Source organism: Eisenbergiella massiliensis (genome assembly GCF_003435485.1).
In genome coordinates this window covers 130,196-156,806 of the sequence record NZ_QVLV01000001.1, presented here as the reverse complement: position 1 = coordinate 156,806, position 26,611 = coordinate 130,196, and the positions used below count along the sequence as shown (strand labels likewise).

The following is a 26,611-nucleotide window of genomic DNA, read 5'->3' as shown; positions in this document are numbered from 1 at the left end:
AGGCCCTGTTTTTCACAGGGCCCCAAACTTGCACTATTCAGTTTCAAATGCTTACTCTGTGACAATCAGGCCGACACTCTCAATCAGGGCCTTTCCTTCGTCTGAGGCCAGGTAATCAAACAGCGCCTGTACCGTCTCGTTCTGTTCGGAAATCTCCCCCTTTGTAGCCATTACAAAAGGCCTGCTCAGCAGATAGCTGCCTCCCTTGATGTTTTCCACCGTAGGCTCCACCTCATCAATGGAAAGCGTTTTAACGGTATCATCAATTACATCCAGGGATACATAACCGATTGCCCCGGGTGTTGCCGCAACCTTTGCCATCACCGCGCCTGTGCTGTCCAGCTCGTTTGCATAAGCACACTGGTCTTCGATTTCCAGCAGCTCTTCAAAAGCGCCCCTGGTGCCGGATCCGGCTTCCCTGCCTACCACTACAATCGCCTGATCCGCACCGCCTGCATCCTTCCAGTTCTTGATTTCACCGGTATAAATTCCGGAAAGCTGTTCCCTGGTAAGGCCTGAAGCTGTGTTTGCAGGATCGGTAACCACAGCGATTCCGTCGATGGCTACAATATTTTCAGCCACGCCGCCTGCCTTTTCTTCCTCCGTCAGATTCCTGGAGGCATTTCCAATATCAACGCTTCCTGCGGCAACGGCCTCCACACCTGCGCCGGATCCCGTAAACTCAGCAGTTACGGTAACACCGGGATACTTTGCCATAAAGCTTTCAGCCAGCGCATTGGAAAGCTTCTCCATAGAGGTGGAGCCTGCCATGGAAATACTGCCGCTCAGGCCGGCGTTTGCAGATGCCGCTTCCGATGCTGTTTCTGATGCCGTTTCGCCGGAGGCCGCTTCACTTCCGGCCGCCGCGGCTGCCGTATCTGTGCCGGCCGTCTCCGATGCCACCGCCTGGGAAGAAGCTGCTCCGTTATCCGCTGTTGTTGTTTCCGTAGTGCCGCAGCCAGCCAGAGCCGCCATGGCAAGTACCGCTGCCGCTGCAATTGCTGTAATTTTCTTTTTCATAATATTTTTCTCCTTTACATCTGTTTCTTTCTCTCGTCTGCAATAGCAATGATAACTGTTTCACAAAAAAGAAAAAAGCAAAGTAAGGTTATGAGTTTGTAAGTTCTTTGTAAAGCACCGCTTGACTTTTGCCAGAATCATGCTAATATAAAAGCAGTTAGTTCTAAAAAGAACTAATTGCTTTCGTTCACTCTGTTAACCGGGAAGCTTTCCCTTTTTGTTTATAAAGAGAGAATCCATATGAATACCATTATTGATTATCTTCTCACCGGAAGAAGCCTGAAGAGGGCATATAACAAATTTCTCAGCAAGACCAGCAATGTTTACGGCCTGAGCGGGATGGAAACCAACGTCCTTCTTTTCCTGTACAATAATCCGGGCTACGACACAGCGTCTGATATTGTGGAGCTGCGTTCCTTCCCAAAATCAAACGTATCCAAGGCTGTGGAATCCCTGAGCGCCAGAGGCTATCTGGAAAGCATCATGGATAAAGAGGATCGCAGAATCTTCCATCTGCGGATCCGCCCGGCAGCTCTTGATGCCGTAAAGGCGGCCAGACAGAGCCAGGAGGACTTCCTCCGTTTTATATACAAAGGGATCGATCCGGAGGAACTGAAGGTCGTTGACCACGTTCTTTCCGTCATATCACATAACCTGAAGGAGACATAATAACATGATTGCAAAAATTATCGTATGTATCATCGCAGGCCTGGGAGCCGGCATCGGAACCGGATTTGCCGGCATGTCCGCGGCTGCGGTCATTTCCCCCATGCTCATCACCTTCCTGGGCTTTCCCGCCTATGAAGCGGTAGGCATCGCCCTGGCATCCGATGTCCTGGCATCGGCAATTTCCGCCTACACCTATGGAAAACACAAAAACCTGGATATTAAAAACGGTATCATCATGCTGATATCCGTACTGGTCTTCACCCTCGTGGGAAGCTTCATTGCATCCAGGGTCCCCAACCGTTCCATGGGCAGCTTTTCCGTCATTATGACCCTGCTTCTTGGTATTAAATTCCTGGTAAAGCCCGTTATGACCACCAAAGAAAACCAGGCCGACAAGGATCTGAAAACCAAAGTCATCCAGTCAATCCTGTGCGGAATGCTCATCGGCTTTATCTGCGGCTTTATCGGCGCAGGCGGCGGTATGATGATGCTTCTCATACTCACCAGCGTACTTGGCTATGAGCTGAAAACCGCTGTGGGAACCAGCGTTTTTATCATGACCTTTACAGCCTTTACCGGCGCGCTGTCCCATTTTACCATCGGCGGCATGCCCGACATCCCTGCCCTGATTCTGTGTATTCTGTTCACACTCCTGGGCGCACGCCTGGCCGCCCTGTTTGCCAACAAGGCCTCCGCCAAAACGCTGAACCGGGCCACCGGCGCAGTACTGACCGGCCTGGGAGCCGTTATGGTAGTGATGAACTTCCTGTAATATCAAGGTCCTGTAATGTCAAAGTCCTGTAATATTAAAGTCCTGTGATATTAAAGTCCTGTGATATTAAAGTCCTGTGATATTAGAAGGCAAGGATACCCAGATGCTCCAGCAGAATCTTCGTTCCCATGAGAATTAATATGATTCCGCCTGCCAGCTCTGCCTTGGCCTTGAATTTCGCGCCGAATACATTTCCTATTTTAATGCCCAGCACACTGAGGAAAAAGGTAATGGATCCGATAAAGGAAACCGCCGGTACGATATCCACGCTCAAAAATGCAAAGGTTACGCCTACGGCAAGCGCATCAATGCTGGTGGCAACTGCCAGGGGAACCATAGTTTTCACATCAAAGGAATCATTCTGCTCCTCCTGGGCGCACTTTTCACAGCCGCAGCCGGCGGAGCGGAAGGAATCCACCGCTTCCTTCACCATATTCAGCCCGATGAGACAAAGCAGGATGAACGCGATCCAGTGATCAATGCTCGTAATCAGAACCTTGAACTGTGTTCCCAGCACATAACCAATCAGCGGCATGCCCGCCTGAAAGCCCCCGAAATATAATCCGGCGATAATGCCGTTTTTCCAGCTCATCTTTTTCATGGAAAGCCCTTTGCAGATCGACACTGCAAAGGCATCCATGGACAATCCCACCGCAATTACAAACAATTCCCACAAATTCATCTGTCGTTCCTCCTGTAAAATAGACAGCCCCCAATGGACTGTGCCCGTATGTCCGCCGGACGTAAAAAAAAGACCTATCTGCCGCCCGGCAGATAAGTCTCATTATTTAAAGTAAAGCCAGATAAGCTTCTTATCAGTATGTTGACTTCACTACACCATTCCGTGCTAACTACTCCCTTATCGTGAAATTCATCATAGCATTTTGATAAAATGATGTCAATAAACTTTTTCAAAAAACTCCCTTATTTGCGCTTTCTCAGCCTGCACAGAGCCCTGAATCATCGGATTCTTCCCTCCGCCCCTGCCGTTCAGCTCCCGGTTCAGATCTTTTCCCAATGCCGCCGCATCCTTTTGCCGGCTGCAGACCACATATTTATAGCCTTCCCCGTCACTGCCGGAAAAGACAGCCGCAAGGCCCGTCCGTTCTGAAAGCATATCCGCGAGCTTCCTTATTTCCACTGCATTCAGCCCGTCCTCAAAAATTACTGTTTTTTCCTGGCCTTCAGGTATTTCCTTTACCATCATTTCAAACAGCCTTTGCTTCAGTCCATTATTCTGAAGCCTCAACTCCTGCATCAGCTCCTGCTGCTTTTGAACCGCCGCCGCGGTTTCCTCCGGTTTTACGGAAAGCAGGGCCGATATGGCTTTTACATTTCTGTGCTTTTCCTCATAATCCTCCAGCGCCCTCCAGCCGATCTCAAGCGTCAGCCGGATTCCTGTTTTGTAATGCTCCGAAGAGGTGACCTTAATCGGCCCAATTTCCCCGGTCCGCTTTACATGGGTCCCGCAGCAAGCGCATACATCCGCTCCCGGCACCGTCACAATACGCACCGCCCCGTCAATTTCCTTTTTACTCCGGTATTCCAGCGTCTCCAGTTCCCGGGCGCAGGGGTATTCCGCCAGAATCCTTTCATTGGCCAGAACCACGGTATTGGCCTGCCTCTCCGCCTCCGCAATCTCCTCCTCCGTAAGCAGTCCGCTGAAATCCACAGTGACAAAATCCTTCCCCATGTGAAAGCCGATATTGTCATAGCCATGCAGCCTGTGCACAATCCCGGAGAAAATATGCTCCCCGGAATGCTGCTGCATGTGAAGGAAGCGGCGCTCCCAGTCTATCCTGCCGTGAACCAGGCTGCCTGGTTCCAGGGACTGTGAGCAGATATGAAGCACATAATCCTTCTTATCCCTCACATCCGTCACCCGGACATCATTCAGGAAACCCTGATCCGCAGGCTGTCCGCCGCCCTCCGGGAAAAAAGCGGATTCATCCAGAACCACCTCATAGCCGTTCTTACCCTCTTCACAGCTTAAAACCCTGGCGTCAAACTCCCTGATATAAGAATTCTCATCATATAATCTCTTGGTAAACATGTCTTACTTCCCTTTCTGCCCGCAGCTGGTTATTGCTTAAATTCGCAGTTTTATATTTGCTGACTTCCTATTTGTTGACTTTATATTAATCGGCTTCCTATTTGCCAGCTTTATGTTTCCAGCCTATATTCCCAGCGCATTCCTGAAAAACCGCACGATCCCTTCACTCTTCTCAAAAATACTCTGCTGCCCCTCAAGCTGTGTAAAATACTTTCCATTATCCACATCCACAGAAATCGGATCCAGCGGAAATCCCTCTTCCTTCTGCTGCACCGGCTTGTCCACCAGATAAAATCTGACTCCGCTGATATCCGGCCCGTAATGCTCATACCGCCTGTTTTCATCCAGAATCAGGCAGATAGCATTTCTGTATTCTGCCATACACCTGCCTCCCAGCCTGTGAGCGATCCCCGCATAATAGGCCGTCATTTCCGCATCACTGAGACGCCGGCCGCCCACATTACGCACATGAACCCCCGGCTGCTCCTCCTCCGGCAGGCCTTCTATATACATGCCGCTGTCACAGGAGAACACAGGCATTTTAAAAATGCTGTAATAAAATTCCGCCTTCTGCCTTGCATTTTCCAGCGGCGTCCTGCCCGTTTCCTCCGGCTCTTCCTGTACAGCCGGCAGATCCCTGAGACTGAGCAGTTCCACATCCAATTCCTTCAAAGCTTCCTTCATCATGGAAAACTTTCCTGGATTCCCGGTTCCGTAAATCAGCTTCAAAACGTTTCCCGCCTTTCCAAAAATACTTTTTTCAGGTACTCTTCCATTCCTGAAGTTCTATATAAAAGCAGCCCGGCTGCATCTTCCAGCCGGACTGCCTTCTAAGCCAAAGTCTGATACACGCGGCGGCGGATTGACGGATGCGACGCCTGTCCACAACCATCTTACCCGCCGCCCGCTGTACTAACTCCGGCCGGGGAAGGACTCTCTGTCCTTCCTATTTTACGCTTTCGCTCTGCTTTCTGTCTACCATTCTTTTTTCAAATCCTGCTCAGACAGATCGTAATGCTCCAGGAATTCCCGGAGGTCGCTGTCCTCCCGGATATACATCACTTCCTCCACATGCCCCGTCTGTCTGTCCCGGAAGCACGCAACCCGTTCTCCCGTACAGATGCTGCACCGCAGCACCGGGATCTGGTTTATCCGGTCAAAGGAAGGATACCCTGCGGCAGACTTCTTTTTCCGTGAAAACATATGCTTCATCCCCTATTCGGCAGCATAATTCAGCCTCACCGTAATCATGGCATTCTTATATCTGGAACTGGTATCAAAGGCTCCGTCATAGCTGTATTCCCCGGATCCGGAATTCTTGGCTGTAATCTGGAAAACTCCCAGGTTCGCGCTGAGCAGGGCTCCCGTCCTGCTGCCAGTGCCTGCCGCCATGATATCGATCCTCTGCTTTGCATTATCAGTTGCCTTCTCAATAAGCTCCAGCTTCACCTCGTCCAGCTTGGTACAATAATATTCCGGAGAATTGGAGACAAACTCCACGCCCGATTCAATCAGCTTGGTAATATCCCTGGAGATATTCTCCACCTTATCAATATCCTCTGAAGTAACGGACAGGCTCTGATAGAGATCATAACCATCCGGATAATCTCTTATATAGTTCCCGTTTTCGTCATATTCCGTACGGTAACGCTGGGAAATATCCACGGAACTGAAAACCAGCTCCTCTTCCGAGACCCCGTTTTCCAGCAGATACTGCCTGACTACCTCCGCGTCCTTCTTAATAATGGCGTAGGCATCCTTGGGCGTGGCGCCGTAAGCGGAGAAGCTCCCTCTCCAGACCACCAGATCGGATTCGAAATCAATGCTCGCCGAACCGGTAGCCGTCAGCCCGCCGGCTCCGGAGGTCTTTTTATAGTCCACAATGCTCCCTGAAAAAATAACCACACACACAATGGCCGTAATTCCTGCAATCAGTGCAATAATCACCGATTTCCATTCACCGGCCCCGCCTTTGCGGTTCCCGCCGCGTTCATCCATTTCTTTTTTCCCATCCATAGACCAACCTCCCTCTTCCTGTTTTCCATTATTATCATTATCCATTATATTTTCAGTATAACAACAGCCCTGTAAAAAACAAGGAAGATTTTCTTAATTTAGCGATTCCTGCGCCATTGCCGGGAAGGTCGTTGATCTATACATGGATTACCGCGTATAAATAGGAATCCTGGATACATCCGTTTTTGAAAATACTTTTCCGTTTGATGCCCTCCAGCTCAAAACCGGCCTTTTCCAGAACACCCCTGGAAGCCAGATTGGTGGAAAACGGCTCCGCATAAATCCTCACAAGCTTATAACGGCGAAACGCCTCTTCGCACATCAGCTGCACCGCCTTTGTCATGATGCCTTTTCTCCAGAAGGGCTCTCCCAGCCAGTAGCCCAGCTCCGCCGACTTGCAGTATACATCGTCGTTAAGCATAACGGTAATGCTTCCCACCGCTTCCCCGTTTACAATAATCGCCCTGGCAAGCTGGGTAATCCCTTCCTTTTCCATGCAATCCTGAACGAACCATTCCGCATCGTCCTCCGTATAAGGGTAGGGGAAGGAATCCCTCAGCCTTCCTGCGATTTTTTCATTATCAGCGTATTTTGCAACCGACGGTATATGTTCTTTTTTCCATGTTTCCAGTGTAAATTCCATTTTCTGCTCCTGTCTGTACGTCCCGGCAGCTGTGCCGGACGAACCTTTCCTTCTTTTTTTTTGTGTCAAACCTGATATTTATAAAAATACTCCTCTTTATCTTGCCGCCGCGTCCCCGGTAATGCAAAAGGACAACGGCCTGCACATGACGGCCGTTCCGGTGCTCCCCAGCATCAGTTTTCCCTTACGGTTTGTGAGTAAAAGCATCTTCATAATACCTTCTTTCTTTGACTTCGGCCTGCAGGCAGAAAGTTGCGGGCTTCTTCACGGACATAAAAAATCCGCACGGATTATCAGAATATTCAAATCTGGAATCCATGCGGTTTCATCCTATCTATTCAGACCACACAGATACAAGCCTCTGCGTACTTGCATCTGCTATAACAGCTACAAGTACCGGAAGTTCATGGACATGACTGTGCACATCATGAAATCTGCAGTTGTGGTCATTTTGTTTCTCATAGTCAACCTCTTCACATAATGGAACTATTTTCCCAATTGGTATCAGTGTAACAAAGTCGGCGCAAAAAATCAACCGGACAAAAGACTTTTTTTAATAAATTATTAAAGAAATTTTTGTGACAGCTTAGTTTTTACCGTTTATAATTAAAATAATTTTTAAACCTGTTCTTTCGGCGCCTGCCGCCGCATATAATTGCAAGAGGGGATTTTTATGTATTTATATATTTTATTGCTGCTTTTCCTGTTACTGTTCCAGGCAAGCTCTTCCGGGCCGGAAAACTTCCAGGAAGAGCATTTCACTAAAAATTTTGAACTGCCGCTGCGCGGTTTTTTCACATTGGTGATCGTATTTCACCATCTATCTCAGTATCTGGACAACCCCGGACCGTTCCGGGTATTCCAGGAAGTGGGGATTCTTTGCGTTGCCGCCTTTTTCTTCTATTCAGGCTACGGACTGAGGAAAAGCGTTCTCACCAATCATGGATATTTCCATCATTTTTTTCTCAGGAGATATATCAAGATATTTGTTCCCTTTTTTCTCTGCAATGCCATATATCTCTTCGTTTACTACCTGACTGGAAATCGTTATGGGATAAAGCTGTCACTGGAATATTTAAGCGGCATCCGGCTGATTAATCCCCAGTCCTGGTATATTATCGTAATCGCCCTGTTTTATTTTGTGTTCTTTCTCACCTTCCGCTATATCCGGAAAACCGCCGTCAGTTTTCTGCTGCTTGGGATCTTCCAGATTGCCTTCCCTACCTACTGCATGGTGAAAGGTCCCGGCGTCTACTGGTTCCAGGGCGAATGGTGGTTTAATTCCAGCAGCCTGTTTTTTATCGGCGTCCTGATGGCCCAGTTTGAAAAACAGATCCTGGCCTTCGCCCGCAAATGGTATTACCCCTTGCTGCTGGCGGCGGCCCTTACCTTCCTTTACTTTTTCCCCAAGTCCGTCCGGGTCCTTGATAAGATCGAACCACTGCTGCTGAACGAACATATTTTTGTAAAGGAAATGCTGGAAAGCTGGATCTGCTTCATCTGGCAGACGCTGGCCGTTATCAGCTTCGTTGCTTTTGTTTTCCTGCTGACACTGAAAATCAGGTTTAATAATATATTTCTCCGCTTTCTGGGGACCCATTCCTTTGAGCTGTATCTGATTCATGGACTGTTCCTTGAAATATTCCGGAGTGATAGGTTTTATATAAAGAGTGATTTTATGTATACAGCGGTTGTGTTGATCTTTTCCCTGGGTTTGACTGCGCTGATGTATTATCCGTTTAAAATTATATCTGGGAAGCTGCAGGAGTATAGCCTGCAATTATAGAATGTATTAATTTTTGTAACTGTTCATCAGGCCAGCGCTTTGCGCTGACCGTAAGAAAGTGATTCAGGAGCAGGAAAATAATGGTATATCTTGAAACCAATCGGCTTATACTGCGGGATTATACAGAATCAGATGCAGATGCCTATTTTGAATTAAGAAGCGATCCTAAAACAATGTATTATTTACAAGGTATTCAACTTTTTACCAAAGCAGCAGCTGTTAAGGATTTCCAAAAAATTTTGGAGGATTCAAGGAGCATTAATCGAAAATTTTATTTCTTACATATAGAAATGAAATCATCACATCAACAAGTCGGAAGTATTGGATATACAGTGACAGACAATACACCCGTTGGCAAACTGGTTGGCGCGGGGTATTTTATTTATCCCAAATTCTGGGATAATGGATATGCTACTGAATCGTTTGAACGGGTTTTAAAATTTGCGTTTCTTGAAAACAATGTTTATAGGGTTGCAGCCGGATGTTTAGCTGAAAATATTGGTTCTGAAAAGGTCATGCAAAAATGTGGTCTTATTAAAGAAGCAGAACACATTGATTACGAATGGCACGATGGGAAAATGAAAACCAGACTGGAATACCGATTACTAAAAAGCGAATGGGAAAGGTTAACATGTATTTAATTAATTTTAGGCTTAAGTAAAAAATAGATCAAAGCAGTTTAAATATATTATTATGAGAAAACGATGAGCGGTTATACTGAACCTGCTCATCGTTTTATTATAAGATATTTTTGATTACAGACACGCCGTCATTATTGAATGTGCTTCCAGCACAATCTTACAGCCCTTGCCGTCTGCCCAAAGTTCAAACGTCCTGTCACTGTCCGTCGCATTTAAAATTACGGCGCCTATTATAGTAACATTTTTTATTTTTGCTTGCAAGGGGGTGATTTTGCAGAGCAATTTTGCGAAGCATGTTTTTTGAGAGCCTGACGCCTTATTACGCAAACAGCAAACAGACCACGGCTCCCGCCTCATACACCTTCTTTTTCCTGAGAAGCCCGGTATCCGGTTCCCTTTCAAACACCACCAGATTATCACTGTCCTGGTTTGCCGCAAGCAGCCAACCGCCGGACGGAGCCAAGGTAAAGCCCCTGGGATTTTTTCCTTCTGAAGATATCCACTGCACCGGACTTAAAAGCCCATCGTTATCCACAGCGAAAACACCTATCGTATCCGCCCCTCTGTTTCCCACATAAATATACCTTCCGTCATCGGAAAGCACAATTCCGCCGATAGAGCTTTCCACCCCTGCATCCTCTTCCGGCAGGCTGGAAACCATCTGTACGAATGAAAGGCGCCGCTCCTCTTTCTCCCATCGGTACACCGCTATCCTGTTTTTCAGCTCGCAGGTCACATACACCATATTCCCCGCCTGTGAAAAAGCAAAGCTCCTCGGTCCGCTTCCCGCCTCCAGGAAAACAGAAGCCGCACATTTACCCGGCTTTCCTTCCTCATCAAGCTCATAACAGGAAATTTCATCCGTTCCCAAATCTGCCACCCACACAAACCCGTCCTTTACGGCGGCGCTGTGTACATGCGGCTTCTCCTGCCTTACCGGATGGCGCAGCCTCTCCCTGCCGTCCGCATTTTCCTTTTCCCCAAAGCTATGTACCAGCTGTCCGTCCATTTCTGCCAGTCCGCCGTCTGGCGACAGCTGAAAACAGCTCATGCTTCCGCCGTTATAATTGGCAGTAAACACATGTCTGCCGGAACCGTCACAGCTCACATGGCAGGGAGCCGCACCCATTACGGGAAGAATGCTGTCCGCCGCAAGATGCCCCTGCATGTCAATGCGGTAAGCGCTGAGCGCGCCTCCCATGGTTCCCTCATAGTCATCCAGCTCATTTACCGCATAAAGCATTTTCCCATCCGGCGATATGGTAAGCCAGGAAGCATTTAAAGCCTCAGGCCAGCTCTCCTCAAGCCTTACTTCTCCCGTACTCTCGTCAAACTCCCAGAGACAGATCCCCTGTCCGTTTCCCAGATAGACGCTGCCGTCCCCTGTCACAACAGGCGCGTTATAACTGCCTGTGTATAACTTTACTTTTTTTCCATTCTCCTGTGGATACATTTCACTCGTCTCCTTCCAATACTTTATAAAGATAGGCATTTCCTTTTTTCCCAACCCGTTCCACCACCCCGGCGTAAGCCAGGATCTGCAAAACCACCTGCGCCAGGCTCGCCCGGATATGTACTTCCTTCGCAAACTCCTTTACCGTAAAAGGCTCCGGTATCCCGTAGGGAACCAGCTGCAGATAATCCCTGGGACAGTCAATATCCATTACCTCCACCAGCTCCAGCGGAATCCTGTCAAAACGGGAGGAGCCCTTTTTCCTGTCCCGGCTCCATCCATTCAGAAGCCGGTATTCCTCCATATTTATAAACACAAACTTTAAATGCAGATTCTCATCCAGAAGAAAATTTTTTATCCGGTACAGTTCCTTGAAGGCCACATACGGATTCCCCTTCACCGGTGATTTTCTCCGGCTGCTGAATTCCCCTGTTTCTTCATCGATCCAAATCAGCCACTTTTCATAGGGAATCGGGTATACGATCGTCACCGGGTAAAGCGGCAGAAATTTCCCCAGCTTATCCCTCATCCGGTCAAAATTCCTCGTCTGTATCTCCACGATTTCCGTTCCGGTATAAATATCCGCCACACAGCCCTCTATGGGAATTTCATGCATGTCCTCATCCGGCGCGTAAAAATTCTTCAGCACCGCATGAACCGTCTTTTCCGAAAGCGTACCGATTCCCTGCTTTTCTCTCTCTGTCCCTACAATCTTATCCCTGGCCCACTCAAAACGTTCCTTATCGGTCACGGCTAATCTCTTTCCTTTCCGCCGCCGTATTGCATCCCGCAGCGCCTGTATTATACCACAACCAACTGCCCCCTACATCCCTGCAGACACAAATCCGTCCCATACAGCCTTTTTATAAATCTAATCATACCTCATTATTATATAATTTGCACAATTTTTGTTAAAAATGCGTAAAATAAATTGCTATTTCCCCGGAAAATATTTATACTAAGAAAAAGAGAACTTGTGCCGCAGATGTGCGGCGGAAGGAGTAGCCTATGAAAATGCTCTTAGCTATCGTGCATAATGAAGATGCACCCTTACTCATTAATGAACTGAATGAAAAAAAGTATTTCGTAACCAAGCTTGCCACCACCGGCGGATTCCTGAAAAAAGGAAACACCACCCTGCTCCTTGGTATTGAGGACGAAAAGGTGGATGAGGTATGCGATATTATCAAACAGCATTCCGGCAAACGCCAGCAGATCATGTACACTCCGCCGGCACCGTCAAACTGTAATGTATACCCCAATGCCGTATCCTCCGTACCCGTAAATGTAGAGGTAGGAGGAGCCACCATCTTCATCATGCCGGTAGATGATTTCCGGAAAGTCTGAGATGGGATAGCCCTGACACTACAAACAGCCCTTCCATAACCTCAACTGCCTGAACACCTCGCATTGTTCACAAGCGACAAAAGTTGCTGACAAAGCAGTTGAAAGATGGTTATAGAAGGGCTGTTTTTAACGTAAGAAATCTCCCCTTTTTTCGGACAAATCAAAAAATACCAGCCCCCCGCCGCGCCCAAATTCTATCCGCCCCATTCGCCTCCCCACGCCCCGGATAAAATTCCCAATCAGCCAACTATTCCTTCAACACGTTCAGGAAATAGGTTTTGGAGGGATTAAGGAACATTATGAGAGGCCGGGAATTCTGAGATGAGGGGGCATGCTTTCCGGTCCGGGGGGCTGTCTTACCCGGCCATAGTCTGCCGGCTGTTCCGAGCCGGGGGCCGGGCTTTCTTCTTTGGGGATGCTGTGGGGTATTTTCTGTTCCATTGGAAAAAACGGTGATATTTCTTACTGCCCCGGAAGGTCAGAACTCCGCCGCCCTTAGCGGCTTGTCTGACGAGCAAATGCGACTTAACACACAAAAGACAATCCAGCCCCCCGCCGTCGCTTTGCGAGGAGTTCAGCCGCGTTGGCGGAATTCTGACCTTCCGGGACAGTTAGAAATACCCCGTTTTTGAGACTGGAACAGAAAATACCCCACAGCATCCCCAAAGAAGAAAGCCAGCCCCCGGCTCGGAACAGCCGGCAGACTATGGCCGGGTAAGACAGCCCCCCGGACCGGAAAGCATGCCCCCTCATCTCAGAATTCCTCTTTCCCCCCTCTAATAATACTTCCCAATCTCACTCTCCTCCATCTCCTGAACCAACTCCCTCATTTTCTGAAGTTCTGAGAGATAATTTTGCGGAGTAAGGCGGTAATTATCCTGCTGCATCTGGGTTACCATGTAGTGGTTGATATCGGCCGTAAAATGGATGGGATCCATATAGAGATCCAGGTTATAAATAATATCCGGATCATTCTGGAAGTAATACAGCTTAACATTGTCGCAGGAAAGCAGTGCCTGGGCGGAAGCCTGGGCAGCATAGAGAACCTGATTCAGCTCCCCGCTCCGGGTCATATTGTCCCACCACAAAAGGGAATAGGGTGGATAAAAGAAATAGAAGGTGGTCTCCGGATGGGCATTTACCTGCTTTATCAGCAGATCCACATTGGCATCTATGACAGCCTTGTACTGATCCTCCGTTTTCATAGGGGTGATTTCGGCCGGGCGGTCGTAGTGGGACAGAGCCTCCTGCGTTCCGAAGGTTTTGTATTGTGCCCAGTTATAAGAGGCTCCTTCGTCATAGTCATCCAGGAAGGTTTCCGCCAGCATGTATGGGATGTCTTCAAAAATTACGTCTTTGTTAAGAAGGTAATTTATGTCGTTGAAGGGATTTTTGTCGTAGAGGTAAAGAGGCATGGAATCATCCGGGAATTCGGCCTCGGGGTCGCCTCCCAGGGCAAACAGATCGAGGCTGTAGAAAATATTTTTGATTACACGCTCTTCAAACGCCTGGGTCAGGTAGTAATCCAGCTGGGCGGTGATGCCGGAGCTTTTGATAGCCTTGATGGTAACGGCGTCAAAGGCTTCGTCAAACCATTTGTTATTGAAGTTCTCCGCGGTGGAGGAACCCACAAGCAGGCTGTCGTAATTGAAATTGCGGATGGTGCCGATGCCCTGGTATTCCTTTTTGGTAAGGACGGCTTTCAGCGGGGCGGCCGGCCCGTGGTAGTGGAAAAAAGGATCAAAAAAGAGAACCAGGGCTGCTGCCGCAATGAAAAGTATGGCTACTGTAATTGTAAAATTTTTCAAAAACTTCCGATACATATTTTCTCCGTGCCTTTCAGGCCTGCCGCAACAGCGGCGGGTTTAAAAATTGAAATAAACAAAGGAGCTTACCCCGGATAAGGAAATAACCGACCAGGCAAATAAAAATGCCAGGGCAACCGTAAACCTGCCGGTTATTTTTTTCTGTTCCGTAATCTGCTGCGCCGTGCTGCGGGTGAGGACCACTGCGGATATTATAGTGATAAGCAGCATCATACCGATCTGGACCAGGCTTATCAGGCCGGGGGCCATCATGGAAAGCGCTTTGGTAACGATATAGATTTCCGACGGCTCCATGGCGGCGGCCAGGTTCACCAGGCTTCCGTTGTACTGGAAGGACAGGATGCGGCCCAGCAGGTGAAAGCCGTCCGCCAGGCTGTCCGCCCGGAAAAATACAAAGGCCATGCACACGTAGGAAAAAGTAAAAAGGCGGCAGAGCCATTTCTTTTTGATGGAAAAGAGCTTCAGGCTGTTAAAGGCAACGCCGATCCCGTGAAGCAGCCCCCAGAACACGAAGGTCCAGTTGGCACCGTGCCACAGGCCGCTGATCAGAAAGGTGATAAGGGTGTTTACGATAGTCCTGGACTTTCCCCTGCGGCTTCCTCCCAGAGGAAAATAGATATAGGTCTGTAAAAAGGAGCTGAGGGTAATATGCCATCTTTTCCAGAAATCCTTGACCGACACCGCCTTATAGGGAGAATTGAAATTTTCCGGGATTGTAATACGGAACATTTTTCCCACACCGATGGCCATGTCCGAATAGCCGCTGAAGTCGAAATAAAGCTCCAGCGTATAGAAGCAGGCTGTCAGAAGGGCTGAAACAGTGTCCAGGGAACCGATATTTTCATAGCCGTAATTCACGGCCAGCATGAGCGTGTCGGCCAGAAGCACTTTTTTCCCAAGGCCCATGGTAAACTGCATAACGCCCTTTGCAAAGCTTTCCTCATCAAAATGCCTGCGTGAAATATCACGGAACTGGGAAACCGTCGCCGCGTGCAGCACAATCGGTCCGGAAATAAGGGACGGGAAAAAGGTGACAAAGCTCAGATAATCCAGCAGCCCATAATGGGGCGCTTCCCCCCGGCACCTGTCAATGAGGAAGGAAAGCTGCTGGAACGTAAAAAAGCTGATTCCCAGCGGAAGAAGGATGTTCTTCATCTGGAAACCGGCACGGAACAACGCATTGATATTTTCCAGGAAAAAATTGCAATATTTAAAATATCCCAGTGCCCCCAGATTGCCGAGGCAGCCAAGGAGCATCAACGTTTTCCTCATTTTCGGGGTATCTTTTTTTGAAAGTATCAGGCTGAGCCCATAATTAAAGAGACAGCTTCCGGCTATCACCCACAGGAAGCTGACGTTAAAATAAGCATAAAACCACAGGGACATCCCAATCAGATATCCCTGTGCCAGCTTATATTGTCTGCATTTGTTAAGAATCAGCCAGCCCGCCAGTGCGAGGGGCAGAAACAGAAAAATAAATACGTATGAGTTAAAAAGCATTCAGTCCTCCTAAGAAACCAGTGCTGATTCCGGATCCTGGGGCATTTTATCCTTTGAGTAAAGAACCTTCAGGATAATAGGCGTAAGGATAGAGGAAAATACAATCAAAAGGATAACCGCCGTAAAGTATACGGGATTAAGCAGCCCCACGTTCAACCCCTTCTGCGCAACAATCAGGGCAACCTCTCCTCTGGTCATCATACCCACGCCTATTTTCAGGGAATCCGCCGCATTGAAACGGCAGGCCTTTGCCATCAGGCCGCAGCCCACGATCTTGGTAAGCAGCCCCACCAGAACAAAACATACGGCAAAAAAAAGAATGGACATATTCATGTCGCCGATATCTGTTTTCAGACCGATGCTGACGAAGAAAATCGGCCCGAATATCATATAGGAATTGATATCCATCTTACGGGCAATATAGTCGGAATCCTGAATGGAGCAGAGGATCAGTCCTGCCACATAGGCCCCTGTGATGTCCGCAATCCCAAAATATTTTTCCGCAATATATGCCATGGCAAAGCAGAGAGCCAGGCCCATGATGGGAATTCTTCTCGTATGGGGATATCTTTTATCCATCCATTTAAATACAATATAGCATACGAAGCCAACACCAATGGCAAACAGGAAAAACAGAACCGTGTCCATAACTACCGTTCCGGGATTGGATTCGGGATTTTTAAAGCCGATAACAAAGGTCAGGACAATGATGCCGATAACATCGTCGATTATCGCCGCGCTCAGGATTGTGGTTCCCACCTTCCCCTTCAGCTTGCCCATTTCCTTCAGCGATTCCACGGTAATGCTGACCGAAGTTGCGGTGAGAATTACGCCCATGAACACCGCTTTATAAAAGTCCTCCGATCCCCAGGGCATAAATCCGTAAAAGCACATATACAGCAGCGCGCCGCCGATCAATGGAATGCCTACGCCACAGGTGGCTATCAACAGCGCTATCGGCCCTGTTTTCATCAGCTCACGCAGGTTGGTGCCAAGTCCTGCTGAAAACATGAGGAGTATAACGCCGATTTCTGCCATCTGCAGAATAAATTCCGACTGCTGCACCAGTCCAAGGAGACTTGGCCCCAAAAGAAGTCCTGCCACAATTTCACCCACTACCTGGGGCGCCTTGCATTTTCTTGCCAGGATCGCAAAAACCTTTGCCGCTACTATGATAATCGCCAAATCCTTAAACACACTATAAGCTTCCATGATATCCTCCTCATCGTATCTTCGGGTAATCAAACCACCGTCCAGGAGTTCCTTCTCCCCCTGTCCGGTCCGTACCGCCCTGCGGGCACAGAAAGTTCGCAGGTGTTTTCCCGGCGTGCCTTAAACGGCAATCCAACACCTGCGCTGCTTTCATAAAAAATGTATCTGCTACTTTCTGGACTGGATAAAGCTTTCCACTTCCTCCACTTCAGGCATTACGCGAAGCGCACCCTTCCTGGTGGTAACAATGGACGCCGCCGCGTTGGCGAAGGTAAGCATTTCCTTCAGCTTTTCTTCATCCAGCTTATCAAGGCCGTATTTCAGTATGTAGTGAAGACAGCTTCCGCCGAAGGTATCCCCTGCTCCTGTTGTTTCAATCGTGCTTTCCTGCAGGAACGGCGCCGCATCCACCTTCAGATCCTTATAATAAGCCCTGCTGCCGTCCCTTCCCATGGAAAGAAGAATCAGAGGAATCTGGTACTGCTCACGGAGCCTGGCAATTCCCGCATCGAAATCCTCTTCTCCGGTAAACCACTGGATTTCATTATCGGAAATCTTCAGCACGTCACACTGTCCCAGCCCATACGCCACCTGAACTCTGGCATCCTCCAGAGACTTCCACAGCGGAGGTCTTAAATTCGGATCAAAGGAAATCACGGCTCCGCTTTCCTTTGCCACCGCAATGGCCCTTTTGGTCGCCTCCCTCACACCGTCGTGAGTCATGGAAAGCGTTCCAAAATGGAAAATACGGGATTCCCTGATAAGCTCCTCATTTACCTCATCCGCCGTAAGCATCATATCTGCACCGGGATTGCGGAAAAAGGAAAAATCCCTGTCCCCATCCTCAAAGGTCTGTACGAAAGCCAGGGTTGTCCGTGCATTCTCGTCCACAATCAGGTTTGAAGTATTGATTCCCACTTCCTCCAGCGTTGCCTTCAGCTTCAGGCCAAATATATCTTTTCCCACTTTTCCTACAAAAGCGGTGGGGTGTCCGCATTTATTCAGCATCGCCAGTACGTTGCAGGGTGCCCCGCCCGGATTCGCCTCAAACAGTGTATTTCCCTGAGCGCTCTTTCCATTGTCGGTAAAGTCAATCAAAAGCTCTCCAAGTGCTGTCACATCAAATTTTTTCATAACATAAACGTCCGCCCTTCCTGTTTTATACAGCCCAAACCGGCTGATTATAATTTTATTCTATCAGCTTTTAGGAAAAATGAAAAGAATTTTTCGGGGAAAGTTTGGGTCTATAAGCCGCTTAGTTAATCTTGCTGTCTACCCGCCTGTTTCCCGGTATTTATCGGCCTGCTTCCGCTTTGGCTTGACAGCCCGGACATATGAAATTAAAGTGGGAATATGGAAACGTAACAGTTGTGGTAGGCAGTTATTGCTTACGGGAACCACTTATGGAGGGGACAAAATGTGCAGTGATGATATTAAAAAAATTGTAATTTCCCTGGGAGCGGATTTGTGTAAAATCGCGGGAATGGAAAGGTTTGAGGATGCGCCGGAAGGGTATCATCCCCGGGATGTGCTGCCTTCATGCAATTCAGTGATTTCTTTTGCATGCAGGTTTCCGGCGGGCACCCTGGCATGCAGGACTGCGGTCCCTTACACAAGGGTTAGGAACTCCATTACCGCTAAAATGGACGCCATTGCCCTGGATTTATGTATTGAACTGGAAAAAATGGGGTTTTTAGCAGTTCCTGTTCCTACGAATGAAAGCCAGTGGGATGATAAAACAGGGCGTTGGCGTTCCATTGTTTCCCAGAAGCATGCCGCGCAGGCTGCGGGACTGGGAACCATAGGAAGGCATTCCCTGCTTATAACGCCAGAATTCGGTAGCATGGTCTGGCTGGGTGCAGTTCTTACGGAGGCGGAACTTGCGGAGGATCCTGTCCTTGGAAAAATCTGTAACGACTGTAACCTGTGTGTGGAAGCCTGCCCCCATAACGCGCTTGAAAAAGCGGAACTTAACCAGCAGGTATGTTGGGATAATGCCTTCGGAGATAATGAGGGTACCAGGAATTGGGAAATATACTGTCATAAATGCAGGGATATCTGCCCTTTCAACTTGGGTAGCGAAAATAAGAATTTGAAAAGATAGTATTTTTCCAGAATGGATTTGAATCTGTGCGTAAGACTACGATGTTCAACTGACATGAAAATAACCGACCAGATAATTGTCTGATCGGTTATTTTACTACACAACCTTACCGTTATAATCCGTTACCGGAATTTCACTGGCGAATACTTTTGCTTTCGCGATGATTAAATCCAGTTTTTGCTGTTAATCATCCTGGCCAAACCAGGAATGCCCCATCGTATTCAGCATTTGGTCTGCGGCCTCCGGGCCGGAGGTTCCCTGTGCGTATGTGACAATGGGAAGGTTTTCTTCCTGGTAAATCCGCTTCATTCCGCTCACATAACGCCAGCCTGCCTCGATTTGATCCCACTGGGAGAACCAGGAACGTTCGCCGCGCATACAGGCGCCCAGAAGGCGTTCATAGGCTTCAGGAGTGTTGATGCGGTTTTCCACGACGCAACTTTGGCAGAAGTCCATTTTTGTCTGGATGACTTCCTCGGATTCCCCGGGGCGTTTGATATTGAACTGAAAGTAAACGCCCTCCATGGGCTGGATTTTAATGAGAAGCACGTTGTTTTCGCCATTTTCTTCCGTCTGCCGGAAAATCACGGCTACCTCCATCTCCCTGCGTCCCAGCTTTTTCCCTGTGCGGATATAAAAGGGGACGTCCTGCCAGCGTTCATTGTCAACGAACAGCCGCAGTGCAGCATAGGTCTCCGTGGTGGAGTCGGGCTTTACCCCCTTTTCCTCCCGATAGCCTTCATACTGCCCCAGTACGAGCATATCCCGTATGGTTTCCCCGGATGCCGGCCGAAGCGCCTTCAGCACCTTCAGCTGTTCCTCATGCAGATCCTCTCCCTTAAAAGAAGCCGGACGTTCCATGGCCACGATGGAAAGTATCTGCAGCAGATGGTTCTGCACCATATCCTTCATCGCGCCGCTGGTATCATAATAACCGGCCCTGTTTTCCACGCCCACATCCTCCATGGCGGAAATCTGGATGCAGCTGACCGCGTCCCTGTTCCAGTTGTTTGCAAAAACCGGATTGGTGAAGCGGATAATCTGCATGTTGCGGACCATTTCTTTTCCCAGATAATGGTCGATACGGTAAATCCGATCCGGCGCAAAAATCTCCTCCAGCCGCCTGCTCAGCTCCTTTGCCGACTCAAGATCTTCCCCGAAAGGTTTTTCCAGAATCACCTTGCCCTTTCCGGCCTCATGGATCCCATCCAGCCCTTCCGCAATCGTACTGAAAAACCGCGGCGCCACCGCAAAGTAAAAAATATGCTCACTCAGCCCCCTTTCCTTATAATAATTCTCCAAACCCTCATAGGCTGCCGGATCTGAAAAATCCATCCGGTAATACTCTATTTTCTCTGAAAAATCTTTATATTTCTCTTCCGTAAAGGGCAGCCTGGAAAACTGCTTCACCCAATCCCTTGCGATCTGCCGGTATTCCCCGGAGGTATAGTCTCTCCTGCCGATAATTACAATATCATACCCAGCTCCCTCGCCCCCTGTCACATGCATATTATACATGGCCGGAAGCAGCTTTCTGAAGGTGAGATCCCCAGTCCCGCCGAAAATAGTAATTGTTTTTTTCAATTTCTTTTCCCCCAATCATGATGAAACGTGCCTTCCCGGTCCGTACGCTCAAACGTATGGGCCCCAAAGCAGTCCCTCTGCGCCTGAATCAGGTTGGCTCCGGTATATCCGCCTCTGAAGGCATCGAAATAAGAGAGCGCTTCAGTCATTGCCGGAAGCGGCAGACCGCTGCGGATGCCCTCCGCCGCCGCATGACGAAGCCCACCCTGGCACTCCTCCAGACGGTTCCTGAAAAATTCATCCAGCATCAGATTATCCAGCTCCGGATTTTTCCGGTAAGCCTCAGTAATATCATTCAAAAATACGGCCTGGATAATACATCCCGCCCTGAAAATGGACGCGATTTTCCCTAAATCAAGGTTCCAGCCATATTTCTTCGAAGCATCGCGCATCAGATCAAAGCCCTGGGCATAAGCCGCGATTTTGGCCGCATACAACGCATCCCTTACCTGATTTTTGAAAAGCTCCCTGTTCTCCGCCTTCACAGGCTCCGGCCCGGAAAGCAGACCCGCCGCTTTTTTTCTCAGCTCTGTATGATTGGACAGGATCCTGGCGTTGCAGGCAGCCGTAATCATGGAAATATCCACGCCCTGCTTCATGGATTCTATGCTCGCCCAGCGTCCCGTACCCTTTTGGGCCGCACTGTCCACAATGTAATCCAGCAGCTCTCCCGCTTCAAAATCATCCTTTTCCCTGAAAATATCAGCCGTAATCCCAATCAGGTAGCTCTTCAGCTCTCCCTGGTTCCATTCCTCAAAAATATCGCCCAGCTCAGCATTAGTATAGCCAGCCACCGACTTCAGGAGAATATATGCCTCAGCAATCAGCTGCATATCCGCATACTCAATTCCATTGTGTACCATTTTTACATAATGACCTGCGCCGTCCGGTCCGATATAGGTACAGCACGGCTCGCCCTCGGCATAAGCCGCTATTTTTTCCAGCACAGGCCGGATCTGTTCATACGCTTCCTTCTCACCGCCGGGCATAATGGACGGACCGCGCCTGGCCCCTTCCTCACCGCCGGAAATTCCCACGCCGAAATAACGGATTCCCTTTTCCTTCAGCGCCTCATAACGCCTTCTGGTATCCTCAAAAAAGGAATTTCCCCCGTCCAGGATAATATCCCCTTCCTCCAGAAGCTCTGTCAGCTGGCCGATTACCGCATCCACGGCCCCTCCGGCCTTGATCATCAGCATCACCTTTCTCGGCCGCGCCAGCGCCTCCACAAACTCCCTCAAATCATAAAAAGGCGTAAAATTATCATGAGGATATTCCTTCACCATCGCTTCCGTTACCTCCCGGCTCCTGTTATAGCCGGCTACCCGGAACCCCTTATCCGCCATATTAAGCGCCAGGCTCCTTCCCATTACTGCAAGTCCTATCATACCAATATCAAATGTTCCCATCTCTTCTTTCCTTTCTTTTTATGTGCATACTATTTTTTCTATATTTAAGTCCGCAGCAATATGAATTTACAAACTATTAAAAAATCCATACTCCGCAAATCATTACTGCCTTTTTTCCGGTACAGCCATTTCGGTACTCTGCCAGCCTATTCCTCCAACGCAATACAAACAGCTCTTCCCGTCCGTACCCGTCCGCATTCCTCTCCGATCCGTCCGCTCCCCTGATCCACAGGAAAGCTTACCAAATCCCTTGAATCCCTGTTTGCCGTTATCAGAAATCTGCCGTCCGCCGCCAGTACCAAATCCCTTGGATGCCTGCCTCCGCACTCCTTCCTCTGCACCACCTTCCCAGTCCCTTCCTCAAGAGAAACAACCACAACAATATCCGCCCCCCTGACACTTACATAAAGGAACCTTTCATCCGCCGACAGCCGTATAGCTGCCGCCTCATTCCCGCTTTCCTCCGTTCCGTCAAGAAGCTCCAGATTCCACGCTTCCCTGAATTCCCCATCCTCCATCATATGAAAACAATAAAGCCTGTTATTCTTCTGCCCCACAATAAAAAGCCGTTTTCCTTCCCTGTCACACACACCATGCCGCGGCCCGCTCCCTTCCGGAAGCCTAATCCTGCCTGCTTCCGCAAAAGCCCCATCCCGCTCAAACACCCGAATCTCATCCAATTCCATACACGGAACCAGCATCCTCCGCCCTGAAAACAAAACCTGATGACATCCGGCTCCTTCCCCGATTAAAATCCTTTTTTCCAGGTCTGCCTTCAATCCCTCAATCCTGTAAACAGACACCGTCCCCTCATGAAAATTCGCCGAAAACAGCCGCCCCCCATCCATTCCCACATAACAGGAAGCAACCCTCTCCGTCAAAACCTCCTCCTTCTCCCCTTCCGGGCTTCCGCTTCCACTCCTTCCCCTCACATCCGCCAGCAAAATTCCCGCCTGCTCCCCCCTCTTCACCGGAGCCGCCAGCACTCCATCCTCCAACGCCAGGAACTTTGCATCCGGCGCCTCGCACACCAACTCCCCGCCTGACATCTCCCCCGACCTGACATCCATCTCAAACCCATAAATCCCAATACTCCCCATTCCCTCATAAGTCCCGATATACCCCTTCATTCCACCAAACCTCCTAAAATATTATGTAAAAGCATTCTCTTATCTTTTCACTGTAAAACCCCGTCATAACTCTCCCTGTCAAACTCTCCAACAAAAGTATTCCCCCAACCAGCCACTTCCTTCACTATCACACAAAAAATCTATATTCATTTCCCATATTGATAATTTTTATCTGTAACATATTAATTAACAGTTTATATCTGTAATTATACCAATTACAGATATATAAATCAACCCCCATTCTCCTCCTTTTACAATACAATTTTCCCTCCCACATCCCCTCTCCGCCAACTCTCACATACCATTTCAGTTCTCCACAGCCTACCCTCCTGAACCGTGTCAGCACCGGAGCTTCCGGCTTTTGTCACGAAGGCGGAGCGGGTTTTCTCCGGTGGGGCGGCTGTGGGGGGATTTGTTGAGCCATCCGAAAAAACGGAGGCTGTTTCTTACTGCTTCGGAAGCCCGGAATTCTGCCGTCCCTAGCGGCTTGTTTGACGAGCCGCCAAAATATAACTCCTCTGCGCCAACAATCCTGGCGAGGAGTTCAGCCGCGCTGGCAGAATTCCGGCTTTCCGAAACAGTTAGAAACGCCCCGTTTTTGAAACTGGTTCAACAAATCCCCCCACAGCCGCCCCACCGGAGAAAACCCACTCTCCGCCCGTGACAAAAGCCGGAAGCTCCGGTGCTGACACGGTTCAGGCCATTACCCCCACCCCAAACTTATCAAACTCTTAATTTTTACTAAAGCTTTTCTGAAATCCAAGACATTTCCTGACAATATGTTATACTATAGTCATCACAAAAAATAACCCTCTTTTTTGAAAGAAAGGATGAATGACTATGGATATTACAGAAGGAATCAAAAAAATATTTCTTGCCGGTGTCGGCGCTGTTGCAACAACCGGAGAGGCTGCTAAGAACCTGATTGACAATCTTGTGGAAAAAGGCGAGCTCACCGTTGAGCAGGGAAAGGTCCTGAACGAAGAACTGAAGCGCAGCACCAAAGAGAAAATCAACAAACACGTTACCGTAAATGTGGTAAACGAGTTCAAGGATGTCTTCTCCGCAGTGGACAAGATGTCCCGCGAAGAGCTTGACGCTCTTAAAGAGAAGCTGAACGAAATGGCTACTAAGACCGCTGAAGAAGCTGCTGAGGAAAAAGCGGAAGCTGACGCCGAAGCTGCTGAAGATGAAGGCTGCGGATGCGGATGTGAAGAGAAAGAATGCTCCGAAGATGCTGCCCGCAAATGTGACGGGGAAAATTGTGACAACAAGTAATCTGCACCAGAATGACGCCTCCGGTATCCGATTAAAAGAGATACTGGGGGTTTTAAAAAAACATCATATTACTTCCGGTATTCAGCCGGAAAAGCTCCGGCTGATATTGGAAGACCTGGGACCCACCTACGTGAAGCTGGGCCAGATCATGTCCATGCGTTCCGATATGCTTCCGGAGGCCTACTGCAAGGAGCTTGAACGGTTAAGAACCGATGTTAAGCCCCTTTCTTTTGATGTCATAAAAGAGGTGATAGAAGAACAGCTGGGCTGTCCGGCAGAAGAGATTTTCACAGAAATCTCCCCCATCCCCCTGGGTTCGGCTTCCATCGCCCAGGTTCATCCTGCCGTGCTTAAAAATGGGGAACGGGTTGTCATCAAGGTACAGCGCCCCCACATCCATGAAATCATGGCGGAGGATATCACCCTTATGCGCCATGCGGTATCTCTTCTGAGATTCACTATCGGCACCGGTGATCTTATTGATTTCCGAACGGTAATTGATGAGCTGTGGAAGACCTCCCAGGAAGAAATGGACTTTCTGAAGGAAGCAGCCAACTGCGACACCTTCTCTCTCAACCATAAGGACATCCGTTATGTAACCTGCCCCTCTGTATATCATGAGCTTACCACCTCCTGCTGCATGGTGATGAGCTATATCGACGGAATCCAGATTGATAATACCGAAGAGCTGGAAAAACAGGGCTATGATATGACGGAAATCGGCCGTAAGGCCGCGGAGAATTACTGCAAGCAGATTCTGGAGGACGGCTTTTTCCACGCTGATCCCCATCCGGGAAATATCCGCATTTCCGGCGGTCAGATAGCCTGGCTGGATTTGGGCATGATGGGAACTCTTTCTTCCCGTTACCGCGCCCTTTTTAAAAGAGCCGTAGTCGCAGTCCTCAAAAATGATATGTATGAACTGAAAAATGTACTTCTCGCCCTCGGCGAAGCCAAAGGGCGTATTAATCATGCCCTCCTTTATACGGACATCGATGATATTGTAAGCAAATTCCTGACCACCGGCTTCGGCAGCATGGATGTGGGCGATTTAATAGAAAAACTGCTGGATATGGTGAAATCCCACAATATTGCAATACCTTCTGATATCACCCTGCTTGGACGCAGCATGATAACAATGGAAGGAATGCTCTCCGCCTGCGCACCCGATGTGAATATGTTCCAGATCCTCTCCTCACACATGGCCTCCATCCTCATGGACGATTTTGATTTAGGCCATGAGCTTAAGAAAAATTCGCGCCTGGCTTATTCCTCCCTGTCCAAATCCCTGGAAATCCCGGCTCAGCTCTCCGATCTTCTCAACATCACCAAAAACGGACAGACAAAGCTGAACCTGGAGCTGGTAAATGCAGAAGAGACGGGCAGGATTCTTAAGAACGGTATTCACTACCTGGTCCTCGCCATCCTGGCCGCCTCTTTGTTCATAAGCTCCGCCCTTCTGTGCCTGGCGCCGGTTACACCTCTTCTGCTGGGCGTTCCCTGGCCTGCCTTTCTTGGCTTTTGCATGGGTGGTATTCTGTTTCTATACCTGCTTTTCTGTATCTTCCTGCGAAAGAAATAACCTGAAACCTGTTCCGGTTCTTATGGCCGTCCCTTAGTTACCGATCAGGAAGTCCAGAATATCCCAGCCATCGGACCCCTTCGCCTTATACAGCTCCGTATAGCCGCACTGACAGCAGCTTATGGTAACAAACTTTTTATTCTGAACATCAAAAATCTTTGCGAAGTTGCCGCCTGTTGCCTGGAACTGGTCGCTCTCATAATTCTGGCATCCGCATTTCGGGCAAATGTATTGTCTTTTTTCCATGATCCTCTACCTCATTTCCTCCATATTGATGCTTCACATTATAGCAGATTATTCTAAAGATAGATCTTAAATTAATCTTATTTTTCTCTAAAACCGTTTATTTTAAGAACAGTTTCCTTTATAATTTTTATGTAACTTTTGTTTCTACAGCTGCTGCCTAAACCCATCCTAAATCATCTTTAACGATGGCTTTCGGCACAGGGAATCCGCAAAAGAGGAGGCAAATCCTCTGCTCACCAAAGGGTTCGCATTTTGCTTCGCAAAACAAGGAGGCAAATCCTCTGCTCACCAAAGGGTTCGCATTTTGCTTCGCAAAACAAGGAGGATTGGTATAGCAATT

At 48.6% G+C, this 26,611-nt stretch carries 26 protein-coding genes; 8 read left to right on the top strand and 18 right to left on the bottom strand.

What is annotated here, in order from left to right; translation table 11 throughout:
- Positions 1-51: 51 nt before the first annotated feature.
- Positions 52-1,020, bottom strand: coding sequence for a phosphate ABC transporter substrate-binding protein (locus DXC51_RS00645; protein WP_117543302.1), 969 nt, complete (start codon positions 1,018-1,020; stop codon positions 52-54).
- A gap of 240 nt (positions 1,021-1,260) precedes the next feature.
- Between DXC51_RS00645 and DXC51_RS00640 the strand changes: the two genes are divergently transcribed.
- Together DXC51_RS00640 and DXC51_RS00635 are read left to right on the top strand one after the other, a co-directional pair.
- On the top strand, positions 1,261-1,689 hold the full coding sequence (locus tag DXC51_RS00640; protein ID WP_025488038.1) for a MarR family winged helix-turn-helix transcriptional regulator: 429 nt from the start codon (positions 1,261-1,263) through the stop codon (positions 1,687-1,689).
- A gap of 4 nt (positions 1,690-1,693) precedes the next feature.
- Positions 1,694-2,461, top strand: coding sequence for a sulfite exporter TauE/SafE family protein (locus DXC51_RS00635; RefSeq protein WP_025488037.1), 768 nt, complete (start codon positions 1,694-1,696; stop codon positions 2,459-2,461).
- A gap of 82 nt (positions 2,462-2,543) precedes the next feature.
- Here DXC51_RS00635 and DXC51_RS00630 read toward each other — a convergent pair whose 3' ends face one another.
- The 6 genes from DXC51_RS00630 to DXC51_RS00605 form a co-directional block, all read right to left on the bottom strand.
- Positions 2,544-3,143: a manganese efflux pump MntP gene (locus DXC51_RS00630; protein ID WP_021637789.1), complete on the bottom strand. Its 600-nt coding sequence runs from the start codon at positions 3,141-3,143 to the stop codon at positions 2,544-2,546.
- A 216-nt stretch (positions 3,144-3,359) separates the two neighbouring features.
- On the bottom strand, positions 3,360-4,514 hold the full coding sequence (locus DXC51_RS00625; protein ID WP_117543300.1) for an alanyl-tRNA editing protein: 1,155 nt from the start codon (positions 4,512-4,514) through the stop codon (positions 3,360-3,362).
- A 123-nt stretch (positions 4,515-4,637) separates the two neighbouring features.
- The gene (locus tag DXC51_RS00620) at positions 4,638-5,243 is read right to left on the bottom strand and encodes a non-canonical purine NTP pyrophosphatase (protein WP_025488035.1); all 606 of its coding nucleotides are present in this window, start codon (positions 5,241-5,243) and stop codon (positions 4,638-4,640) included.
- 246 nt (positions 5,244-5,489) lie between these two features.
- Complete coding sequence (locus DXC51_RS00615; protein WP_243003090.1) at positions 5,490-5,717, bottom strand: aspartate dehydrogenase; 228 nt, start codon at positions 5,715-5,717, stop codon at positions 5,490-5,492.
- A 12-nt stretch (positions 5,718-5,729) separates the two neighbouring features.
- Complete coding sequence (locus tag DXC51_RS00610) at positions 5,730-6,512, bottom strand: SIMPL domain-containing protein (RefSeq protein WP_390580599.1); 783 nt, start codon at positions 6,510-6,512, stop codon at positions 5,730-5,732.
- A gap of 154 nt (positions 6,513-6,666) precedes the next feature.
- Complete coding sequence (locus DXC51_RS00605) at positions 6,667-7,173, bottom strand: GNAT family N-acetyltransferase (protein WP_021637795.1); 507 nt, start codon at positions 7,171-7,173, stop codon at positions 6,667-6,669.
- Between the two features lie 673 nt (positions 7,174-7,846).
- On the opposite strand from DXC51_RS00605, the gene DXC51_RS00600 reads away from it, so the two are divergent.
- Entirely contained in the window at positions 7,847-8,959 is a 1,113-nt protein-coding gene (locus tag DXC51_RS00600) for an acyltransferase family protein (protein WP_117543296.1), read from the top strand.
- Between the two features lie 80 nt (positions 8,960-9,039).
- Positions 9,040-9,600: a GNAT family N-acetyltransferase gene (locus DXC51_RS00595; RefSeq protein WP_117543294.1), complete on the top strand. Its 561-nt coding sequence runs from the start codon at positions 9,040-9,042 to the stop codon at positions 9,598-9,600.
- A gap of 319 nt (positions 9,601-9,919) precedes the next feature.
- Here the strand turns inward: DXC51_RS00595 and DXC51_RS00590 are convergent, their stop codons facing one another.
- The gene (locus DXC51_RS00590) at positions 9,920-11,053 is read right to left on the bottom strand and encodes a lactonase family protein (RefSeq protein ID WP_181969995.1); all 1,134 of its coding nucleotides are present in this window, start codon (positions 11,051-11,053) and stop codon (positions 9,920-9,922) included.
- 1 nt (position 11,054) lies between these two features.
- Positions 11,055-11,804 carry a DUF8091 domain-containing protein gene (locus DXC51_RS00585; RefSeq protein WP_117543290.1) on the bottom strand — a complete coding sequence of 250 codons (750 nt, stop codon included), beginning with the start codon at positions 11,802-11,804 and terminating at the stop codon, positions 11,055-11,057.
- A gap of 257 nt (positions 11,805-12,061) precedes the next feature.
- Between DXC51_RS00585 and DXC51_RS00580 the strand changes: the two genes are divergently transcribed.
- On the top strand, positions 12,062-12,400 hold the full coding sequence (locus DXC51_RS00580) for a cyclic-di-AMP receptor (RefSeq protein ID WP_021637803.1): 339 nt from the start codon (positions 12,062-12,064) through the stop codon (positions 12,398-12,400).
- A 776-nt stretch (positions 12,401-13,176) separates the two neighbouring features.
- Here the strand turns inward: DXC51_RS00580 and DXC51_RS00575 are convergent.
- From DXC51_RS00575 to DXC51_RS00560, 4 genes are all read right to left on the bottom strand, one after another.
- Entirely contained in the window at positions 13,177-14,223 is a 1,047-nt protein-coding gene (locus DXC51_RS00575; protein ID WP_117543288.1) for an SGNH/GDSL hydrolase family protein, read from the bottom strand.
- A 42-nt stretch (positions 14,224-14,265) separates the two neighbouring features.
- Positions 14,266-15,726, bottom strand: coding sequence for an MBOAT family O-acyltransferase (locus DXC51_RS00570; protein WP_117543286.1), 1,461 nt, complete (start codon positions 15,724-15,726; stop codon positions 14,266-14,268).
- Between the two features lie 9 nt (positions 15,727-15,735).
- Positions 15,736-16,938 (bottom strand): cation:proton antiporter, encoded by a 1,203-nt coding sequence (locus DXC51_RS00565; RefSeq protein WP_117543284.1) that lies wholly within the window; start codon positions 16,936-16,938, stop codon positions 15,736-15,738.
- Positions 16,939-17,106: 168 nt separating this feature from the next.
- The gene (locus DXC51_RS00560; protein ID WP_025487978.1) at positions 17,107-18,072 is read right to left on the bottom strand and encodes a carbohydrate kinase family protein; all 966 of its coding nucleotides are present in this window, start codon (positions 18,070-18,072) and stop codon (positions 17,107-17,109) included.
- Between the two features lie 283 nt (positions 18,073-18,355).
- Between DXC51_RS00560 and DXC51_RS00555 the strand changes: the two genes are divergently transcribed.
- Positions 18,356-19,042, top strand: coding sequence for a 4Fe-4S binding protein (locus DXC51_RS00555; RefSeq protein WP_117543282.1), 687 nt, complete (start codon positions 18,356-18,358; stop codon positions 19,040-19,042).
- 183 nt (positions 19,043-19,225) lie between these two features.
- Here DXC51_RS00555 and zwf read toward each other — a convergent pair whose 3' ends face one another.
- From zwf to DXC51_RS00540, 3 genes are all read right to left on the bottom strand, one after another.
- On the bottom strand, positions 19,226-20,626 hold the full coding sequence (gene zwf / locus DXC51_RS00550) for a glucose-6-phosphate dehydrogenase (protein WP_035322762.1): 1,401 nt from the start codon (positions 20,624-20,626) through the stop codon (positions 19,226-19,228).
- Positions 20,623-22,035: an NADP-dependent phosphogluconate dehydrogenase gene (gndA, locus tag DXC51_RS00545; RefSeq protein ID WP_117543280.1), complete on the bottom strand. Its 1,413-nt coding sequence runs from the start codon at positions 22,033-22,035 to the stop codon at positions 20,623-20,625. The genes zwf and gndA overlap by 4 nt, the downstream gene beginning before the upstream one ends.
- A 146-nt stretch (positions 22,036-22,181) precedes the next feature.
- Positions 22,182-23,165 carry a beta-propeller fold lactonase family protein gene (locus tag DXC51_RS00540; RefSeq protein ID WP_117543278.1) on the bottom strand — a complete coding sequence of 328 codons (984 nt, stop codon included), beginning with the start codon at positions 23,163-23,165 and terminating at the stop codon, positions 22,182-22,184.
- Between the two features lie 840 nt (positions 23,166-24,005).
- Between DXC51_RS00540 and DXC51_RS00535 the strand changes: the two genes are divergently transcribed.
- Both DXC51_RS00535 and DXC51_RS00530 read left to right on the top strand, forming a co-directional pair.
- Positions 24,006-24,443, top strand: coding sequence for a phasin family protein (locus DXC51_RS00535; protein ID WP_117543276.1), 438 nt, complete (start codon positions 24,006-24,008; stop codon positions 24,441-24,443).
- Positions 24,376-26,025: an ABC1 kinase family protein gene (locus DXC51_RS00530; protein ID WP_243003089.1), complete on the top strand. Its 1,650-nt coding sequence runs from the start codon at positions 24,376-24,378 to the stop codon at positions 26,023-26,025. The genes DXC51_RS00535 and DXC51_RS00530 overlap by 68 nt, the downstream gene beginning before the upstream one ends.
- 33 nt (positions 26,026-26,058) lie before the next feature.
- Here the strand turns inward: DXC51_RS00530 and DXC51_RS00525 are convergent, their stop codons facing one another.
- Both DXC51_RS00525 and DXC51_RS29775 read right to left on the bottom strand, forming a co-directional pair.
- Positions 26,059-26,271 (bottom strand): zinc ribbon domain-containing protein, encoded by a 213-nt coding sequence (locus DXC51_RS00525; protein WP_021640106.1) that lies wholly within the window; start codon positions 26,269-26,271, stop codon positions 26,059-26,061.
- 157 nt (positions 26,272-26,428) lie between these two features.
- On the bottom strand, positions 26,429-26,611 hold a 183-nt coding region (locus tag DXC51_RS29775; protein WP_207660847.1), incomplete at its 5' end, for a hypothetical protein.

Excerpts from the sequence above, each read along its gene's own strand:
- DXC51_RS00645 (WP_117543302.1), bottom strand. The coding sequence starts at position 1,020 with ATGAAAAAGAAAATTACAGCAATTGCAGCGGCAGCGGTACTTGCCATG.
- DXC51_RS00640 (WP_025488038.1), top strand. The coding sequence starts at position 1,261 with ATGAATACCATTATTGATTATCTTCTCACCGGAAGAAGCCTGAAGAGG.
- DXC51_RS00635 (WP_025488037.1), top strand. The coding sequence starts at position 1,694 with ATGATTGCAAAAATTATCGTATGTATCATCGCAGGCCTGGGAGCCGGC.
- DXC51_RS00630 (WP_021637789.1), bottom strand. The coding sequence starts at position 3,143 with ATGAATTTGTGGGAATTGTTTGTAATTGCGGTGGGATTGTCCATGGAT.
- DXC51_RS00625 (WP_117543300.1), bottom strand. The coding sequence starts at position 4,514 with ATGTTTACCAAGAGATTATATGATGAGAATTCTTATATCAGGGAGTTT.
- DXC51_RS00615 (WP_243003090.1), bottom strand. The coding sequence starts at position 5,717 with ATGTTTTCACGGAAAAAGAAGTCTGCCGCAGGGTATCCTTCCTTTGAC.
- DXC51_RS00610 (WP_390580599.1), bottom strand. The coding sequence starts at position 6,512 with ATGGATGAACGCGGCGGGAACCGCAAAGGCGGGGCCGGTGAATGGAAA.
- DXC51_RS00605 (WP_021637795.1), bottom strand. The coding sequence starts at position 7,173 with ATGGAATTTACACTGGAAACATGGAAAAAAGAACATATACCGTCGGTT.
- DXC51_RS00600 (WP_117543296.1), top strand. The coding sequence starts at position 7,847 with ATGTATTTATATATTTTATTGCTGCTTTTCCTGTTACTGTTCCAGGCA.
- DXC51_RS00595 (WP_117543294.1), top strand. The coding sequence starts at position 9,040 with ATGGTATATCTTGAAACCAATCGGCTTATACTGCGGGATTATACAGAA.
- DXC51_RS00590 (WP_181969995.1), bottom strand. The coding sequence starts at position 11,053 with ATGTATCCACAGGAGAATGGAAAAAAAGTAAAGTTATACACAGGCAGT.
- DXC51_RS00580 (WP_021637803.1), top strand. The coding sequence starts at position 12,062 with ATGAAAATGCTCTTAGCTATCGTGCATAATGAAGATGCACCCTTACTC.
- DXC51_RS00575 (WP_117543288.1), bottom strand. The coding sequence starts at position 14,223 with ATGTATCGGAAGTTTTTGAAAAATTTTACAATTACAGTAGCCATACTT.
- DXC51_RS00570 (WP_117543286.1), bottom strand. The coding sequence starts at position 15,726 with ATGCTTTTTAACTCATACGTATTTATTTTTCTGTTTCTGCCCCTCGCA.
- DXC51_RS00565 (WP_117543284.1), bottom strand. The coding sequence starts at position 16,938 with ATGGAAGCTTATAGTGTGTTTAAGGATTTGGCGATTATCATAGTAGCG.
- DXC51_RS00560 (WP_025487978.1), bottom strand. The coding sequence starts at position 18,072 with ATGAAAAAATTTGATGTGACAGCACTTGGAGAGCTTTTGATTGACTTT.
- DXC51_RS00555 (WP_117543282.1), top strand. The coding sequence starts at position 18,356 with ATGTGCAGTGATGATATTAAAAAAATTGTAATTTCCCTGGGAGCGGAT.
- gndA (WP_117543280.1), bottom strand. The coding sequence starts at position 22,035 with ATGGGAACATTTGATATTGGTATGATAGGACTTGCAGTAATGGGAAGG.
- DXC51_RS00540 (WP_117543278.1), bottom strand. The coding sequence starts at position 23,165 with ATGAAGGGGTATATCGGGACTTATGAGGGAATGGGGAGTATTGGGATT.
- DXC51_RS00535 (WP_117543276.1), top strand. The coding sequence starts at position 24,006 with ATGGATATTACAGAAGGAATCAAAAAAATATTTCTTGCCGGTGTCGGC.
- DXC51_RS00525 (WP_021640106.1), bottom strand. The coding sequence starts at position 26,271 with ATGGAAAAAAGACAATACATTTGCCCGAAATGCGGATGCCAGAATTAT.